This window comes from Kitasatospora sp. NPDC059973 (assembly GCF_042737525.1).
In the GTDB taxonomy this organism is placed as follows: Bacteria; Actinomycetota; Actinomycetes; order Streptomycetales; family Streptomycetaceae; genus Kitasatospora.
Genome location: NZ_JBHWUI010000181.1, coordinates 1 through 15,635 on the forward strand (window position 1 = coordinate 1; position 15,635 = coordinate 15,635).

Below are 15,635 nucleotides of genomic sequence, written 5' to 3' on the forward strand. Positions count from 1 at the left end.
GGCCGAGGCCGCGTTCGCCGACGGGTTCGGCGCCGCCGCGGCCCCGCCCGCGCCCCCGGCTCCCCCCGCCCCGGGCGCCACGCTGCTCGACTACCCCACGCTCGTCCTGGCCGGCCCCGACGAGCCCGCCGCCCGCCGGGGCACCCTCCACCCCACGGCCCCGACCCGCCCGACGCCCACCGGCTCCACCCTGAGCGGCCTGCCGCTCCCCCGCCACGCCGTGCCGCCGCGCGCCTCGGCCGGCTCCTTCGACCACCGCTTCGACGCCGCCGCCCCCGCCGACATCCCGTCCGACGGCACCTGGCACACCGTCACGATCGGCGAGATCCCGGTCACCGTCCGGCCCGAGTACGTCACCGTCCCCTCCGTCGAGGAGAAGGTCTACGGGACGCTGGTGCTGGCCAACGGGACGGCCCACGCCGTGCTGGCCGGTCCGGTCGAGGTCACCGTCGACGACGAGTTCCTGCTCACCGCCGCCCTGCCCACCCTCGCGCCGGGCGGGACGTGCCGGCTCGGCACCGGCGTGACCGAGAGCGTCGAGGTCGCGCGCCGCACCGAGCTGCACGAGTCCACCACGGGCATGCTGAACACCAGCACCGTGCTCGACCACCGGGTGCACGTGGAGCTCGCGAACCGGCTCGGGCACGCCGTCACCGTGGAGGTCCGCGAGCGTGTGCCGGTCGCCCCGGACAGCGAGATCCGGATCGAGGAACGGGCCGACTGGCACGCGCCCGCCGTCCCCTCCCCGGAGTGCCCGCCGAGCAGCCGGCTCTGGCGGGTCGAACTGCCGCCGGGCGGGCGGGCCGAACTCGACGGCGGGTACCAGATCAGAATCCCGGCCGGAAAGGCCATCGTCGGTGGAAACCGGAGGAACTGAACGATGAGCAGCGACACCATCCCCCTCCCGGTCACCGCCGTCACCTGCCTGGAGGACCGCAGCCAGGTCGAGCGCGCCGTGACCGTCGACCTCGCCGCGGGCGTCCAGCGGCTGCGCCTCGGCCCGATCACCGCGCTCGCCGTCGACCGGACCCTGCGGGCCGAAGCCACCGGCCTCACCCCCGCCGACGCCGAGTCGCCCGGGGTGGCGGGCCCCCGCGTCCTGGACGCCCGGATCGTCCGCGCCTGGACCCCGCGCGCCCCGCTGGCGCCCGGTCCGGACGACTCCGCGCTGCGCCACCGCGTCCACGAGCTCGACGTGCGGGCCCGCCAGGAGGACCAGCTGCGCCACCGCCTGGAGGCCCGGCTGGCCCTGCTCGCCCAGCTCTCCGCCGACCTGCTCCGCGAGGTCGGCGAGGGCGCCGGCGCCGGCGAGGTCGAACGGGCCCGCTGGGCCCGCGAGCTGGACCGGGTGGACGCCGAGCGCGAACGGTACGGCGAGGAGCTGCGGGCCGCCCACTCCCGGCTGCGCGACCTGGAGGTCGAGCGCTCAGAGGCCCGGACGGCCCTCGACGAGGCCGAGGAGGAGCCCGCCGAGCTGGTCGCCCACCTGGACCTCACCGTCGAGGCGGCCGCCGCAGGACCCGCCCGGCTGACCGTCAGCCACCTGGTGCCGTGCGCGGTCTGGCGGCCCTCCTACCGGGCCACCCTCGCCGAGGGGTCGCTCCACCTGGAGTCCGAGGCGGTGGTCTGGCAGCGCACCGGCGAGGACTGGACGGGCGCCCGGCTCACCTTCTCCACCGCCCGCTCGGCACTGGCCACCGCACCGCCCGCGATCAGCGAGGACGTGCTGGCCCTGCGCGAGCGCAGCGCCGAGGAGCGGCGCACGGTCGAGGTCGAACTGCGCGAGGAGACGATCAGCACCCTCGGCCCGTCCGAGGCCGTGCCGGGGGTGGACGACGGCGGCGAGGTCCGGATCCTGCGGGCCCCCACGCCGGCCACCGTGCCCTCGGACGGCCGGGCGCACCGGGTGCCGCTGGGCTCCTTCACCGCGCCCGCCACCGGCGAGTACGCCTGCGCCCCGGAGCTGTCGCCGCTGGTGACCCAGGTGGTCCGGTTCCGCAACGCGGCCGGGCACGCGCTGCTCGCCGGCCCGGTGGAACTGATCCGCGGCAGCGGCTTCACCGGCCGGGGCGAGCTGCCCTTCACCGCCGCGGGCGGCGAGGCGGAGCTGGCGTTCGGCAGCTCGGACGGCTACCGGGTGGTCCGGGAGACCGACGAACGGCAGGGCACCGCGGGGCTCACCCAGCGATCGGTGACCACCCGGACGGTCCGGCTGCACATCTCGCGCTTCTCGGGCCCGGAGGAGCGGGACGAGCAGCTGGTCACGGTGCGCGAGCGGGTACCGGTCTCCGAGGTCTCGGCGGTCGAGGTGCGGCTGCGCAAGGAGGAGTGCTCCCCGGCTCCGGACGCCTTCGACACCGAGGGCATCGTCCGCTGGGACCTCCCGCTCGGCCCGGGCGCCCGCCGGACGGTGACGCTGGTGTACGAGATCTCCGCCTCCGCGAAGGTGGCGGGCCTGTGACACCACTGCCTGCGACACCACTGCCTGCGACGCCACTGCCTGCGACGCCATCACCTGTGACACCGGCGCCTCCGACCCCATCACCTGCGACCCCACGACCTGTGACACCGGCGCCCGAACCCGGTCGGCCGCGCCCTCGCCGTGACGACCGTTCAGGTACAACAGGAACATGATCCTGCACCTCGCCCCCCTCGACGACTGGCTGGCCGACCCCGGCCGGCCGTACGCCACCGCCTCGCTGCTCACCGACGGGTTCATCCACTGCTCGGCGGACGAGCGGACGGCGCTCGCGGTGGCCAACGCCTTCTACGCCGACACTCCCGGTCCGCTGATGGTGCTGCTGATCGAGGAGTCGCTGGTGGAACCGATGGTGAAGTGGGAGGCCCCGAACGGCGCACCGCCGCCCGGAGCCACCCCCGGTGTGCTGTTCCCGCACATCTACGGGCGGCTGAACCGGTCCGCCGTGGTCGGCCTGGAGAAGGTCGAGCGCGGCCCGGACGGCCACTGGACGAACCTCACGCCCTGGAGCTGAACCGCCACCGGCCCGGTTACAGCCAGCCCCGCTCCCGGGCCGCCATTCCTGCCTGGAAGCGGGTGGTGGCGCCCAGCTCGCGCATCAGGCTCTGCAGCCGGCGCTGGGTGGTCCGGGCGCTCCAGCCGAGCGAGCGGGCGATCGACTCGTCGGTGAGGCCGGCCGCCAGCAGGCCGAGCAGCTTGCGGTGGTCGGCCTCCGGCTCCAGCGCGCCCTCGGCGGCGCCGATCGCGGACTGGAGCTGGACCGCCCGTTCCCACTCGGCCTCGAACAGCGTGTCCAGGGCCTGGAGCAGCGCCGACGGGTGGATCACGTAGGCCGCGTCGAGGACGCTGTCGCCCACGCTGATCGGGATGATGGCCATCCGGTCGTCCGACATGATCATCTTCATCGGCAGCACCGGCCGGACCCTCGCCTCCTCGCCGTCCGCGACGCCGGCCAGGATGTTCTTCTCCAGCCGGCCGGGCCAGGCGACCGCCTCCCGGTCGTAGATGGTCCGGAACCGCAGCCCCTCCCGCATCCGCTCGCGCTGCAGCGGGATGTTGGCGACCGGGTCCTGGATGTACGGGGGGCAGTCGAAGCCGCGGACCTGGTACTGGCTGGTCTCGGTGATGTGCTCCAGCCGCTGGGCGATCGCCTCGCCGCCGGTCAGCACCTCGACCGAGTGCGCCGGGTCGGTGTAGCGCGAGGCCTCCCGGAAGGCGTCCATCAGCCGGTGCATCTCGGCCCTGGCGTGCCGCAGCTCGGACTCGCGATGGCCGATCAGCGTGCCGATCGCGACATCGGGTGCCACCGGGAGGAAGCGGTGGCGGTCCACCGGCGCCCTGGTCGCCATGCCCTGCTGTGCCAATCGGTCCAGCGCGCGGACGCTCTGCTGGAGTGTCAGACCGCAGCAGGTCGCGAGGTCCTCCGCGGTGGACTGCGGGTTGGCCACCAGCGCCGCGTAGACCTGACCGTCCGGCGCGGCCAGTCCCAGTGTGCTGAGTGGTGCATCGGACACGACGCCGCTCCCCCGTCTCGACTCCCGCCCGCGCCCCCGGTGGCGCAGTCCCGCCACTCGGCGGGTCGTGGTCAGGTGGCAATCTTCGGCCACGGATCATCGCGCTGACAAGGCGATGACCAGGCGATGCGTCCTTGCTCACAGCAGGACCCGCCGAACAGCAGGAGGGTCTCCCCGCCACTCGACGGGGAGACCCTCCCGAAACACCCGAATATGTAGACCGGTCTACCGGCGCAGTCCCGCTGTCGCGGATTATGCAGACCGGTCTACAGACACGGTCCGCGAATATGTCGGTCGGTCTACAGAACCGGCCCCCGATTATGCAGACCGGTCCACAGAAACGCCGCCAACTCTGCAGACCGATCTACAGAGATCGCCAGAATATGTCGACCGGTCTACAGAGAAACCCTCTATCAACCGGTCTACAGATTCCTACAGGCCGACCTCGCGCATCAGCTGACCGACCTCGGGGTTGGTCAGACGACGCAGCCAGCCGGACTTCTGGTCGCCCAGCGCGATCGGGCCGAAGTGCGTGCGCACCAGCTTCTCGACCGGGAAGCCGGCCTCGGACAGCATCCGGCGGACGATGTGCTTGCGACCCTCGTGCAGGGTCACCTCGACCATGTAGTTCTTGCCGACATTGGAGATCACCTTGAAGCTGTCGGCCCGGGCGAAGCCGTCCTCCAGCTCGATGCCCTTGGCGAGCTGCTTACCCAGGTCGCGCGGGATCGGTCCCTGGATCGCGGCCAGGTAGGTCTTGGTCACGCCGTACCGCGGGTGGGTGAGGCGGTGGGCCAGCTCGCCGTGGTTGGTGAGCAGGATGATGCCCTCGGTCTCGGTGTCCAGACGACCGACGTGGAAGAGCCGGGTCTCCCGGTTGGTCACGTAGTCACCGAGGCACTGGCGACCGTCCGGGTCCTCCATGGTGGAGACCACGCCGGCCGGCTTGTTCAGCGCGAAGAACAGGTACGACTGGGTGGCGACGGTCAGGCCGTCCACCTTGATCTCGTCGTTCTGCGGGTCGACCCGCTTGCCCTGCTCGGTGACGCGCTTGCCGTTGACCTCGACCCGGCCCTGCTCGATGAGCTCCTCGCAGGCCCGGCGGCTACCGATGCCGGCCCGGGCCAGCACCTTCTGCAGGCGCTCGCCCTCGGGCTCGCCGGCGGTCTTCGGCAGGTTCACGGCCGGCTTGTCGTGCCGGGCCAGAACGGCGTCCTCGATCTTGGCCTGCAGCTCGCGCGAACGCTGCGGCTGACGGCGCGGGTCGCCCGGGGCGCCCTGGCCCTCACGGCGCGGCCGCGGTGCCGGGTTGGGACGGCGCCCGGAGTAGCCGCCGCGCGCCGGCGTGGCGTTGGGGCCGCCGCCGAACTCGGGGCGGTCGTAGCGCCGCTCCTCGGGCCGCAGGGGGCGCTCCAGGAAGCCGCGGTCGTCGCGCCGGTCGTCCCGGCGGTCGTCCCGGCGACCGTAGGAGCCGGAGCCGCCGCGCGACGAGCCGGACCCGCCGCCGTAGGACCCACCGCGCGACGAGCCGGACCCGCCGCCGTAGGACCCACCGCGCGAGGAGCCGGACCCGCCGCCGTAGGACCCACCGCGCGAGGAGCCGGAGCCACCACCGTACGAACCGCCGCCCGACGAACCGCCGCGCGAACCCGAACCATACGAACCGGACCCACCGCGGGAGCCGGAGCCACCGCCGTAGGACCCACCACTCGACGAGCCGCCGCGCGAACCCGAACCGTACGAACCGGACCCGCCCCGCGAGGAGCCGGAGCCACCGCCGTAGGAACCCCCGCCGTACGAACCGCCGCCCTGCGAGCCGCCGCCGGACGAACCCCCGCGCGGAGCGCCCGATCCGCCACGGCCCGCGCCGCCCCCGTGGGAGCCGCCGCCGCTCCGGCCCCCGCCCTGTCCGCCGCGACCGCCGCCGCCGCCGCTGCTGTTCCTGCCGTTGCCACTGCTACGCATCAAAGTGTCCGTACGTCGTTCCGTCTGGGATTGGGCTGTGCGGTCGTTTCGGCCGACCTCACCGCCCCCCTATCGATCGAGCGGAGCCCGATCGGCTTCGCCACTGCCGTCCGCAGCCTGCGCGGCAGCGGCGGCGACCGCCTCCGCGATCATCGTGCCCTCCAGGGACTCCGCTTCCACGTCGTCGACCTCGGGCAGGAAGGGAGCGAGTTCCGGCAGCTCATCCAGGCCGCGGAGCCCCATCCGTTCCAGGAAGTAGTTCGTCGTCCGATACAGGATCGCACCTGTTTCGGGCTCGGATCCGGCCTCTTCCACCAGTCCTCGCTGTACCAGGGTACGCATCACGCCGTCACAGTTCACACCACGGACGGCTGAGACCCGTGATCTGGACACCGGCTGCCGGTAGGCGACGACCGCCAGAGTCTCCAGCGCGGCCTGGGTCAGCCGGGCCTGCTGGCCGTCCAGGACGAAGCGGTCGACGGCCGCCGCGCAGTCCGCGCGGGTGTAGAACCGCCACCCGCCGGCGACCAGCCGCAGGTCGAAGCCCCGGCCCTGGGCGGTGTACTCGGCGGACAGCTCACGCAGCGCCGACGCCACCTCCTCCCGCGACCGTTCGAGGACGGACGCCAGGTGGGCCTCCCGGGCGGGCTCGTCGACAACCATCAGAATCGCCTCCAGCTCGGCCCTCAGCCCGGGCCCGTCCGCCGCCTCAAGCCCGACGGACCCGGACGCGGGCGCCGCAGGCGCTGGTGCAGGCGCAGGCGCAGGCACAGGCGCAGGCACTGGCACAGGCGCCGCGGACACCCGCCCGCCTCCCCCCGCACCGGAAGTCGACGGGGCCGACTTCTGGTGCACCACCAGGGCCTCGGACGCCACCGGACCGGGCTCGACCCCCCGCGCCCCACCAGGAGCCGATCCACCAGGAGCCGCCCCACCAGGAGCAGCGAAAGCACCAGGAGGCACGGGAACCACGGGCGCGGCAGCGACCTCCCCCTCCCCGGCCACCGCCTCCCCGGCCACCCCCGGCGCCGGCTCCAGCCACTCCTGGGCCCTCGGCTGCCCCGGCACGCCGAGCGGACGCCGCACCGGCCGCTCCCCGCCGTCCGCCCCAGTCGTCATCGCTCCTCCTTCTGCTCACCGGCCGGCCGGTCGAACTCGTCCGTCACCTCGACCGCACCCCGGTCCTCCTCGGCCACCCAGCGCACCAGCAGCTCGCCCAGGGCCTCGGGCTGCTCGAAGGCGAGCACCCGCTCCCGGTACAGCTCCAGCAGGGCCAGGAAGCGGGCGACCACCACCAGGGTGTCCGGCGCGTCGGCGACCAGCTGCTGGAAGGACGCCTCGCCCAGCTCGGTGAGCAGCCCGACCACCAGCCCGGCCTGTTCCCGCACGCTGACCGGCGGACTGTGGATGTGGTCGACGTAGACGACCGGCTCCGGCCTGGGCGCCATCGTCCGCGCCGCCAGCTGCGCGAACCGCTCCGTGCCGATGCTGATCACGACCTCGGGGAGCAGCTGCGCGTGGTGGGGCTCCAGTCCGACGGTCCGGGGGCGCCGGAGCAGTTCGGCGGCCCAGCGGTCGCCGAACAGGGCCGCCGCGCGCTTGTAGGCCCGGTACTGCAGCAGCCGGGCGAAGAGCAGGTCGCGCGCCTCCAGCAGGGCGAGGTCCTCCTCGTCCTCGACCTCGGCGGCGGGCAGCAGCCGGGCGGCCTTGAGATCGAGGAGCGTCGCGGCGACCACCAGGAACTCGGTCGCGACGTCCAGGTCCCAGTTCGCGCCCATGGCCCGGATGTGCGCCATGAAGTCGTCGGTGACGGTGGCCAGCGCCACCTCGGTGACGTCCAGCTTGTGCTTGGCGATCAGGCTCAGCAGCAGGTCGAAGGGGCCCTCGAAGTTCTCCAGCCGCACCCGGAAGCCACCGCCGGGCGAACCGGCGGCCGTCCCCGTCCCGTCTGCCGCGGCCGACCCCTCTGCCGTACCCGGATCGGCCCCCGCAGCGACGCGAACGCCCGCGTCGACGGTCTCACCGGACCTGACGGACCCATTGGCCCCACCCGACCCACCAACCCCGAGAAACACATCGGATCCGGCGGTCCCATCGGCAGCGACGGACCCGGCGGCGGGCGGTTCGGGGGTGCTCGGCATAACGGTCCATCTTCACCCGGCGGCCGCCGCCCGCCCCGCGCCGGGGCCGCCGACACGCCGCACGCACCGCCGGGCGCCGCCGGTCACCGGTACAACGCCGGACCACCGGCCCAGCGCCCCCCAGAGGCATCACGAGCCCACCGGCACCACCAGCACCACCGGCGCCACAAGGCGCCACAAGGCGCCCCGCAGGCCTCAGCGCCCGCGCAGCCGCCGCACCAGGATGCTCGCCTCGCCGCGCTGCTCCAGATCGGCCAGCACGACCGCGATCGCCTCCCGGACGATCCGGCCGCGGTCCACCGCCAGCCCGTGCTCACCACGGAGCACCAGCCGGGTGTGTTCGAGGTCCATCAGTTCCTCGGCGGACACGTACACGGTGATCTTCTCGTCGTGCCGCTCTCGCCCGGTGGGGCGGCGCGGAGCCCGTCCACGCGGCCTGGGGCGCCCTGTGGCGCCCGCCTGGTCCTCGGTGGCACCCGCGTGCTGGCGCGGCGCCGGAGCGGCGCCACGGCCGCCCTGAGCCGTCTTACCGGCCTGCGCGGCACCCGCCGCGCCCCCGGCCGTACTGCCCGCCGCGCCGGACTGCCCGATGCCCTGGGCCCCGCCCGGCTGGGCGGGGGCCGGCACCGAGGCGCCGCCCGCCGAGTGGTGCTCGCGCGGCCGACCGGCCTCGCCGCCGTTCGCGGCGCCCCCGGTCGCACGGCCCGCGGCACCGCCGGTGCCGTCGTCGGCGCCCTCGGCACCATCCGGGCCGGCACCGTTGACGGCCCGCGCGGTCTCCGGTCTGGGCGCCTCGGCGGCCGGACGCGGCGCGAGGGACGGCGACAGCGCCATCCCGCCGGTGGTCCGGAACAGCTCGTCGGCACCCGGGAGACTCACTCGGCGGGGCGGCACCGGTCGAGCACCTCCCTGGCGAGCTGACGGTAGGCGGCGGCACCGACCGAGTTGGTCGCGTACGTCGTGATCGGCTCACCGGCGACGGTGGTCTCCGGGAAGCGCACGGTCCGCCCGATGACGGTGTGGAAGACGTGCTCGCCGAACGCCTCGACGACCCGGGCCAGCACCTCACGGCTGTGCACGGTGCGCGAGTCGTACATGGTGGCCAGGATGCCGTCCAGGCGCAGCTCGGGGTTGAGCCGCTCGCAGACCTTCTCGATCGTCTCGGTCAGCAGCGCGACACCGCGCAGCGCGAAGAACTCGCACTCCAGCGGAACGATGACGCTGTGAGCGGCCGTCAGGGCATTGACCGTCAGCAGGCCCAGCGAGGGCTGGCAGTCGATGATGACGAAGTCGTAGTCGGGCAGCAGCGGCTTCAGGGCGCGCGCCAGCGCGGACTCCCGGGCCACCTCGCTGACCAGCTGCACCTCGGCGGCGGAGAGGTCGATGTTGGAGGGCAGCAGGTCCATGCCGGGCACCGCGGTCTTCAGCAGCACCTCATCGGCCGTCAGGCCGCGCTCCATCAGCAGGTTGTAGACGGTGACGTCGAGTTCCATCGGGTTGACGCCGAGACCGACCGAGAGCGCGCCCTGCGGGTCGAAGTCCACGAGCAGCACCCGGCGGCCGTACTCGGCCAGCGCCGCGCCCAGGTTGATGGTCGACGTGGTCTTGCCGACGCCGCCCTTCTGGTTGCACATCGCGATGATCTGCGCGGGGCCGTGCTCGGCCACCGGCGCGGGGATCGGGAAGTACGGCAGCGGACGGCCGGTCGGGCCGACCCGCTCGCGCCGCTGGCGCGCGGCGTCGGGGGCCAGCGTGGCGGCGTACTCCGGGTCCGGCTCGTACTCGGCGTCCGGGTCGTCGTAGGCGCCGTAGGCGAACTCGCCGTAGGCCAGGCCGTGGGCCGGCAGGTCGACGTCGTAGTCGGTCACCGTGGTCACCTGTGCTGTGTTCTGTCGTGCTTCGAAAGTGCGGAGTGCGACCGAGCCGACCTCGGCCGAGCCCACGGTGGCCTGCCGGGCCCCGGACTCCTCACTCGGCTGGACGGCGGTGTGCTCCGCCAGTCCTGGCTGACCACCCCCGGGAGCAAATGTCGACTCATTCACAAGTCGTCTTACCTCCTTGGGCATCCAGGACTCTATGTCGATTCGTCAGCGTGGCAGCATGCCGACGGTTTGCGACTCTAGGCCGTTCAAGGCGTTCGCAGCAACACAATCCACGGTAGTGGGCAGGATGTGTCGACTATCGGGCAACCCTCTGTCAAGGGATGCGCGGGCCCTTGACCCTAACGTTTCTGCGGTCGGGTGACACGACCCACAGAAATTGACGACAGAGCGACCCGCCCACATCACCCCCGTTCACGCGTCCGGATCGGCGCCGCTCACCCACCCCGACCACCCCCGTTCACGCGTCCGCGTCGGCACCGTTCACCCGCCCCCGTCGGCGCCGTTCACCCGCCCCCGTCGGCGCCGTTCACCCGCGCGTGTCGGCGCCGTTCGCGGGCATGGCGAAGCCCCCGATCCGAGGACCTCCGGCCCGCTGGCGGACGAGGAGGAAGGGTCGGGGGCCTACGGGCCGTCCCACCGGGAACGGCCCAGGTCGGAGCGGTCCGCGCCGGCGTGGCGCGGACCGTCCCGGACCGGGGGAACCGAGATCAGGCGAGCACGCTCTCCAGGGAGACGGACTCCAGGCCGAAGGCCTCGGCGACGGCGCCGAAGGTGATCTGGCCCTCGTGCACGTTCAGGCCCTTGGCCAGCGCCGGGTCACGGCGCAGCGCGTCCTTCCAGCCGCGGTTGGCCAGCTCCACGATGTAGGGCAGCGTGGCGTTGGTCAGCGCGTAGGTGGAGGTGTTCGGGACGGCGCCCGGCATGTTGGCCACGCAGTAGAAGACCGAGTTGTGGACCTGGAAGGTCGGCTCGGCGTGCGTGGTGGCGTGCGAGTCCTCGAAGCAGCCGCCCTGGTCGATGGCGATGTCGACGAGCACGGAGCCCGGCTTCATGCGGGAGACCAGCTCGTTGGTGACGAGCTTCGGGGCCTTGGCGCCCGGGATCAGCACGGCGCCGATCACCAGGTCGGCCTCCAGGACGGCCTTCTCCAGCTCGAAGGCGTTGGAGGCGATGGCCTTGATCTTGGTGCCGAAGACCTTGTCGGCCTCGCGCAGCTTGTTGATGTCGCGGTCGAGCAGGGTCACCTCGTAGCCCATGCCGATGGCGATGGTGGCCGCGTGCCAGCCCGAGACGCCACCGCCGATGACGACGGCCTTGGCCGGGTGGGTGCCGGGCACGCCGCCGGGCAGCACGCCGCGGCCGCCGGCCGGGCGCATCAGGTGGTACGAGCCGACCTGCGGGGCCAGCCGGCCCGCGACCTCGGACATCGGCGCGAGCAGCGGCAGGGCGCCGTTGGCGAGCTGCACGGTCTCGTACGCGATCGCGGTGGTGCCGGACGCGACCAGCGCGTCGGTGCCGGCGCGGTCGGCCGCCAGGTGCAGGTACGTGAAGACGGTCTGGCCCTTGCGCAGACGGTGGTACTCCTGGGCGATGGGCTCCTTGACCTTCAGCAGCAGGTCGGCGGTGGCCCACACCTCGTCGGCGGTGGGGAGGATGGTGGCGCCGGCGGCCACGTACTCCTCGTTGGGGATCGAGGAGCCGAGACCGGCGTTGTCCTCGATGTAGACCTCGTGTCCGTTGCGGACGAGCTCATGCACGCCGGCGGGCGTGATGGCCACGCGGTACTCGTGGTTCTTGACCTCGCGGGGGATGCCGACCTTCACGGCTAAACACGTCCTCTTGCCATGGGGGTCCCTACCGGAGAAGACCGGCGGGCGACGCGCACGTGGGGAAGCCTCCGGACGACACCGGGGCATGGATCGCTGCGCGACTGAGTTCGAGTGTAATGAAGCCCAGGCGGCGTGTCAGCCTTCCAAAGCGAACAAATCTGCCGGACACATTGGCAGGTTCGTAGGCTTCCCCAGCGATCTTCCCGCCAAAGCAATGCCAACCGGGCATCTCCGACAATACTCCGGAACCCGCCCCTACCACCCGCCGTCGAGGCGTTCCCGCAGCTCCGCGAGGGCGTCGCCGACCACCTGCTGCCCGCGTTCGTCGCCCAGCCTCCGCAGCACCGACAGGGAGGCCCGGTACTCCCGCTCGGCCTCCTCGAACCGTCGCTGCGCGGTGTGCGCCTCGGCCACCCGGGCGAGCAGCCGGGCCTCGGCGGCGTGGTCGCCCATCGCCTGCCGCAGGGCGAGCGCCCGCCCGTACCAGTCGGCGGCGCGAACCGCCTCACCGAGCGCCCGGTAGCAGCCGGCCGCGCCCTCCAGGGCCCGGGCGCAGAGCGCCTCGTCGTCGGCCGACCGGGCGTGCTCCAGGGCCGCCCGGTAGTGTGCGCAGGCCTGCTCCCAGCGGCCGGCCGCGGCCTGGAGGTCCCCCAGATTGAGCAGTGCGGCGGCGGCCCGGCGCGGTTTGCCGTGGCGTTCGGCCACGGTCAGCACCTGCTCGTGCAGCTGGTAGAGGTCGGCGGGGGCGGCCGCGCCGGTCAGCGGCAGCGCCCGGAGCAGGGCGGTGACCAGCCGGCCGGCCGAGCCGTCCAGATCGCCCTGGCCGATCGCGTCGGCGACCGCGCCGAGCAGGACGTCGCGCTCGCCGAGCAGCCACTGCCGGGCGTCGGCGGCGGAGCGCAGCCGGAGCGGGCCGGGCAGTGGGTCGGGGCCGGGGCCGCCGGCCGGGTCGAGCAGCGCGCGGGCGGATTCGGTGAGCCGGACCAGCCGCTCCAGCAGCCGGGCCCGGGCCAGTTCGACCTCGGCGGGCCGGTCCTCACTCTCCCGCAGCCGGACCAGCCGGGGGTAGAGGCGGCCGGGCACCCGGTAGCGCGGGGTCCCGTCGGCGGCGGGGGGCTCCGCACCGAGCAGCTCCCGCTCGGCGAGCGCGGCCAGCATGGTGGCGGCCTCCGGCGCCGGGCAGCCGACCAGGGCCGAGGCGGTCCGCAGGTCGGCCGTCTGCCCCGGTGCGAGGGTGAGCGCCCGCAGCATCCGCGCCTGGGCGGCCGACAGCGTGCCGTAGAGCAGGGTGAACGCGCCGATCAGCGGATCGTTGTCCGGCACCGGGACGGGCTCGGCGGGTTCGGGCCCGGGCTTCACCCAGGCCGCGGGGTCCGTCACCGGGACGGCGGCAGCGGCGGCAGCGGCCGACTCCACCTGCTCGGCCTTCGAGCCGACCGTACTGGCCGTACCGGCCGTACCGGCCCTACCGGCCGTGCCGACTGCACCGCCCGCAGCGGTACCGGCGGTCCCCGGCTTTCCGGCCCCGCCCGGCCGGCCGGGCCGCTCCGGGGCCGGGACCTGCTCCGGAGCCGGCGCGGAAACGTGCTCCGCGGGCTGCGTCCCGCCGCGCCGTTCACCGCGCTTCGCGCCGCCCCGCGCGGGCCCGGCGGGACGCCTGACACCCTTCCCGTCCCCCGGACCGGCCCCGGCCCCGGCGCCGCCCGGAGCCCGCCCGTCCGCCCCGGTCCCGGCCTTGGGCCCCGCACCGACCCCCGCACCGGCCCCCGCGTGCAGGGCGCCGCCCTTCGTACGCCCCGGCCCACCGGACGCGCCGGGCCCGCCCCGGGCGCCCTCCTTCCCCCCGGAAGCCGTCTTCCCGGCCGCGTGCACCCCACCGGCCGCCTTCGCGCCCCCCGCCGGCGTGGCGTCGGCCTCCCGCACCGCCCGCGCCAGCTCCTTCGCGGCATCCGTCACCGCCAGCTTCGGATTGCCCCGCAGCCACCCCGCCATCAGCCGCAGTGCCGCCGGCCGGGCCGCGCAGGCCTCGGCCAGGTCGGCCCCGCCGACCGGGTCGCAGCTGATCCTCGTCCCGCCGACCAGGTCCCCGAGCAGCTCCCCCGAGGCCTGCCGGTCGAGCCCGCCGAGAATGACCGGGTCGATGTCCTCGATGCCGGTGAGCGGCCCGGCGGTGGTGGCCAGGACGAGGCAGCCGGGCTCGTCCGCGAGCAGCGGCCAGAGCTGTCCGGCGTCCCGCACGTCGTCCAGCAGCAGCAGGACCTTCCGCCCGGCCAGCGCCTCGCGCAGCGCGACGCAGGCCGGTTCGTCCCGGCTGTCCTCGACGGCGCCGGGCAGCGGGACGCCCGCGACGTCCGCGCCGAGCTGCTCCAGCAGCCGGCGGGCGGCCCTGGCGGGCGGCACCCGGCCGCCGTCCGGGGTGGAGAGCCGGGCGAACAGCACACCGTCGGGGTAGTCGGCGGCGACCGTGCGGGCGAACCGGACGGCCAGGGTGGTCCGCCCGGAGCCGGGCCGGCCGGCCAGCACCAGGACCCGGCTGCGGCCCTCGGCCGGGCGTGCGGCGGCGGCCCGCAGGGCGGCGAGCTCGGCACGCCGGCCGACGAGCAGCGCGGGACCGGCGGGCAGCCGGTCGAGCCCGGGAACGTCCTCGACGGATACGCCGGGCCCCGCGTCCATGGTCGCCGTCTTCCTCGCCACCCGTGCCACTCCCGACGTCACCCAGCGCTCAGCGGAGGCGGCCCGGGACGGGCGCCCTGTCTGCGAAGCGTAGTTCGACCGTCCGGCTCCGCCGAGGTGACATCCGGTCGTACGAACCGGTAAGTCACCCCTGCGGGTCAACCGCGGGGTGACGCGCCGTCCACCGCCACGCCGGGAAGGTCACCCCACGAAGCGTCGCCCCGCGAAGCAGCACCGCAGAAGCGTCACCGCGCGAAGCAGCACCGCAGAAGCGTCACCGCGCGAAGCAGCACCGCGGAGTCGTCACCCCCACGAAGCAGCCGCGCCGAGGTCACGCCGGAGGTGTCACGCCGAGAAGGGCCGCGCCGGCCACGGCGAGTCGGCGGGGCGCAGCGCGTCCAGGCCGCCGGGCCCGGTGAGCGCGGCGTGCACGGCGAGCGTGCCGGTGATCAGGGTGGGGTTGTGCAGCTCCCCGGCGTGGATCAGCCGGATCAGCTCGGCGACCGGCACCCGGGCGGTCTCGATCTCCAGTTCCTCGCCGTGCGCCTCGTAGCGCTCGCCCTCGGCGGCGGTGAGGTCGGTGGCGAGGAAGAGCCGCAGCGCCTCGTCCGTGCCGCCGGGCGAGGTGTAGAAGTCGACCAGCACCCGCCAGGTGCCGGCCTTGCAGTGCGCCTCCTCGTACAGCTCGCGCTGGGCGGCGTGCAGCGGGTTCTCGCCGGGGACGTCGAGGAGGCCGGCCGGCAGCTCCCAGAGCCGCTGGCGGACGGGGTGGCGGTACTGGCGCAGGATCAGCACCCGCTCCTGGTCGTCCAGCGCCAGGACGGAGACCGAGCCGGGGTGGGTCTGGTAGTCGCGGCGGGCCCAGCTGCCGTCGGGCATCCGGACCTCCTCGGAGCGCACGCCGGTGACCTTGCCCTGGAAGGGCGTCCCGGTCCCCCGGGTCTCCCACTCCTCGGCCACGTCAAAGATGCTCTGGTCGTCCATCGCTCTCCCCTTTTCGTCAGTACGACACAATCTAACGCCGGACGGCGGCCCCCCGGGGAAAGCGGGGGCGCCCGCCGGTGACATGTAGGCGACAAAACCGGGGGGGGGGCCCGTGGGCCGCGCCCGCCCCCCGGGGCCCGCCCAGGGGGAAACCAGACCCCGGTAAC

The 15,635-nt window shown here is 74.2% G+C and carries 12 protein-coding genes; 3 read left to right on the forward strand and 9 right to left on the reverse strand.

Annotated elements, in window-relative coordinates:
• From ACFWA9_RS33100 to ACFWA9_RS33110, 3 genes are all read left to right on the forward strand, one after another.
• Positions 1–877, forward strand: an 877-nt coding sequence (locus ACFWA9_RS33100; protein WP_380392214.1) for a DUF4139 domain-containing protein, incomplete at its 5' end; no start/stop codon positions are given.
• A 3-nt stretch (positions 878–880) separates the two neighbouring features.
• The gene (locus tag ACFWA9_RS33105) at positions 881–2,461 is read left to right on the forward strand and encodes a mucoidy inhibitor MuiA family protein (RefSeq protein ID WP_380392217.1); all 1,581 of its coding nucleotides are present in this window, start codon (positions 881–883) and stop codon (positions 2,459–2,461) included.
• Positions 2,462–2,630: 169 nt separating this feature from the next.
• Positions 2,631–2,993 carry a DUF952 domain-containing protein gene (locus ACFWA9_RS33110; RefSeq protein WP_380392219.1) on the forward strand — a complete coding sequence of 121 codons (363 nt, stop codon included), beginning with the start codon at positions 2,631–2,633 and terminating at the stop codon, positions 2,991–2,993.
• A gap of 16 nt (positions 2,994–3,009) precedes the next feature.
• Here ACFWA9_RS33110 and ACFWA9_RS33115 read toward each other — a convergent pair whose 3' ends face one another.
• The 9 genes from ACFWA9_RS33115 to ACFWA9_RS33155 form a co-directional block, all read right to left on the reverse strand.
• Positions 3,010–3,993 (reverse strand): helix-turn-helix domain-containing protein, encoded by a 984-nt coding sequence (locus ACFWA9_RS33115; RefSeq protein ID WP_329490175.1) that lies wholly within the window; start codon positions 3,991–3,993, stop codon positions 3,010–3,012.
• Positions 3,994–4,425: 432 nt separating this feature from the next.
• On the reverse strand, positions 4,426–5,958 hold the full coding sequence (locus ACFWA9_RS33120; RefSeq protein WP_380392222.1) for a pseudouridine synthase: 1,533 nt from the start codon (positions 5,956–5,958) through the stop codon (positions 4,426–4,428).
• A gap of 69 nt (positions 5,959–6,027) precedes the next feature.
• Positions 6,028–6,621 carry an SMC-Scp complex subunit ScpB gene (gene scpB, locus ACFWA9_RS33125; protein ID WP_380392224.1) on the reverse strand — a complete coding sequence of 198 codons (594 nt, stop codon included), beginning with the start codon at positions 6,619–6,621 and terminating at the stop codon, positions 6,028–6,030.
• 452 nt (positions 6,622–7,073) lie between these two features.
• On the reverse strand, positions 7,074–7,862 hold the full coding sequence (locus ACFWA9_RS33130) for a segregation and condensation protein A (RefSeq protein WP_380392227.1): 789 nt from the start codon (positions 7,860–7,862) through the stop codon (positions 7,074–7,076).
• A 432-nt stretch (positions 7,863–8,294) separates the two neighbouring features.
• Positions 8,295–8,978, reverse strand: coding sequence for a hypothetical protein (locus ACFWA9_RS33135; RefSeq protein WP_352296123.1), 684 nt, complete (start codon positions 8,976–8,978; stop codon positions 8,295–8,297).
• Entirely contained in the window at positions 8,975–10,042 is a 1,068-nt protein-coding gene (locus ACFWA9_RS33140) for a ParA family protein (protein ID WP_380392235.1), read from the reverse strand. The genes ACFWA9_RS33135 and ACFWA9_RS33140 overlap by 4 nt, the downstream gene beginning before the upstream one ends.
• Before the next feature lie 647 nt (positions 10,043–10,689).
• A complete protein-coding gene (gene ald, locus ACFWA9_RS33145) occupies positions 10,690–11,805 on the reverse strand; it encodes an alanine dehydrogenase (protein WP_329490170.1) in 1,116 nt (371 codons plus the stop codon).
• A gap of 261 nt (positions 11,806–12,066) precedes the next feature.
• On the reverse strand, positions 12,067–14,505 hold the full coding sequence (locus tag ACFWA9_RS33150) for a tetratricopeptide repeat protein (RefSeq protein WP_380392231.1): 2,439 nt from the start codon (positions 14,503–14,505) through the stop codon (positions 12,067–12,069).
• A 324-nt stretch (positions 14,506–14,829) separates the two neighbouring features.
• Entirely contained in the window at positions 14,830–15,468 is a 639-nt protein-coding gene (locus tag ACFWA9_RS33155) for an NUDIX hydrolase (RefSeq protein ID WP_352296117.1), read from the reverse strand.
• Positions 15,469–15,635: the final 167 nt, after the last annotated feature.

Excerpts from the sequence above, each read along its gene's own strand:
- ACFWA9_RS33105 (WP_380392217.1), top strand. The coding sequence starts at position 881 with ATGAGCAGCGACACCATCCCCCTCCCGGTCACCGCCGTCACCTGCCTG.
- ACFWA9_RS33110 (WP_380392219.1), top strand. The coding sequence starts at position 2,631 with ATGATCCTGCACCTCGCCCCCCTCGACGACTGGCTGGCCGACCCCGGC.
- ACFWA9_RS33120 (WP_380392222.1), bottom strand. The coding sequence starts at position 5,958 with ATGCGTAGCAGTGGCAACGGCAGGAACAGCAGCGGCGGCGGCGGCGGT.
- scpB (WP_380392224.1), bottom strand. The coding sequence starts at position 6,621 with ATGGTTGTCGACGAGCCCGCCCGGGAGGCCCACCTGGCGTCCGTCCTC.
- ACFWA9_RS33155 (WP_352296117.1), bottom strand. The coding sequence starts at position 15,468 with ATGGACGACCAGAGCATCTTTGACGTGGCCGAGGAGTGGGAGACCCGG.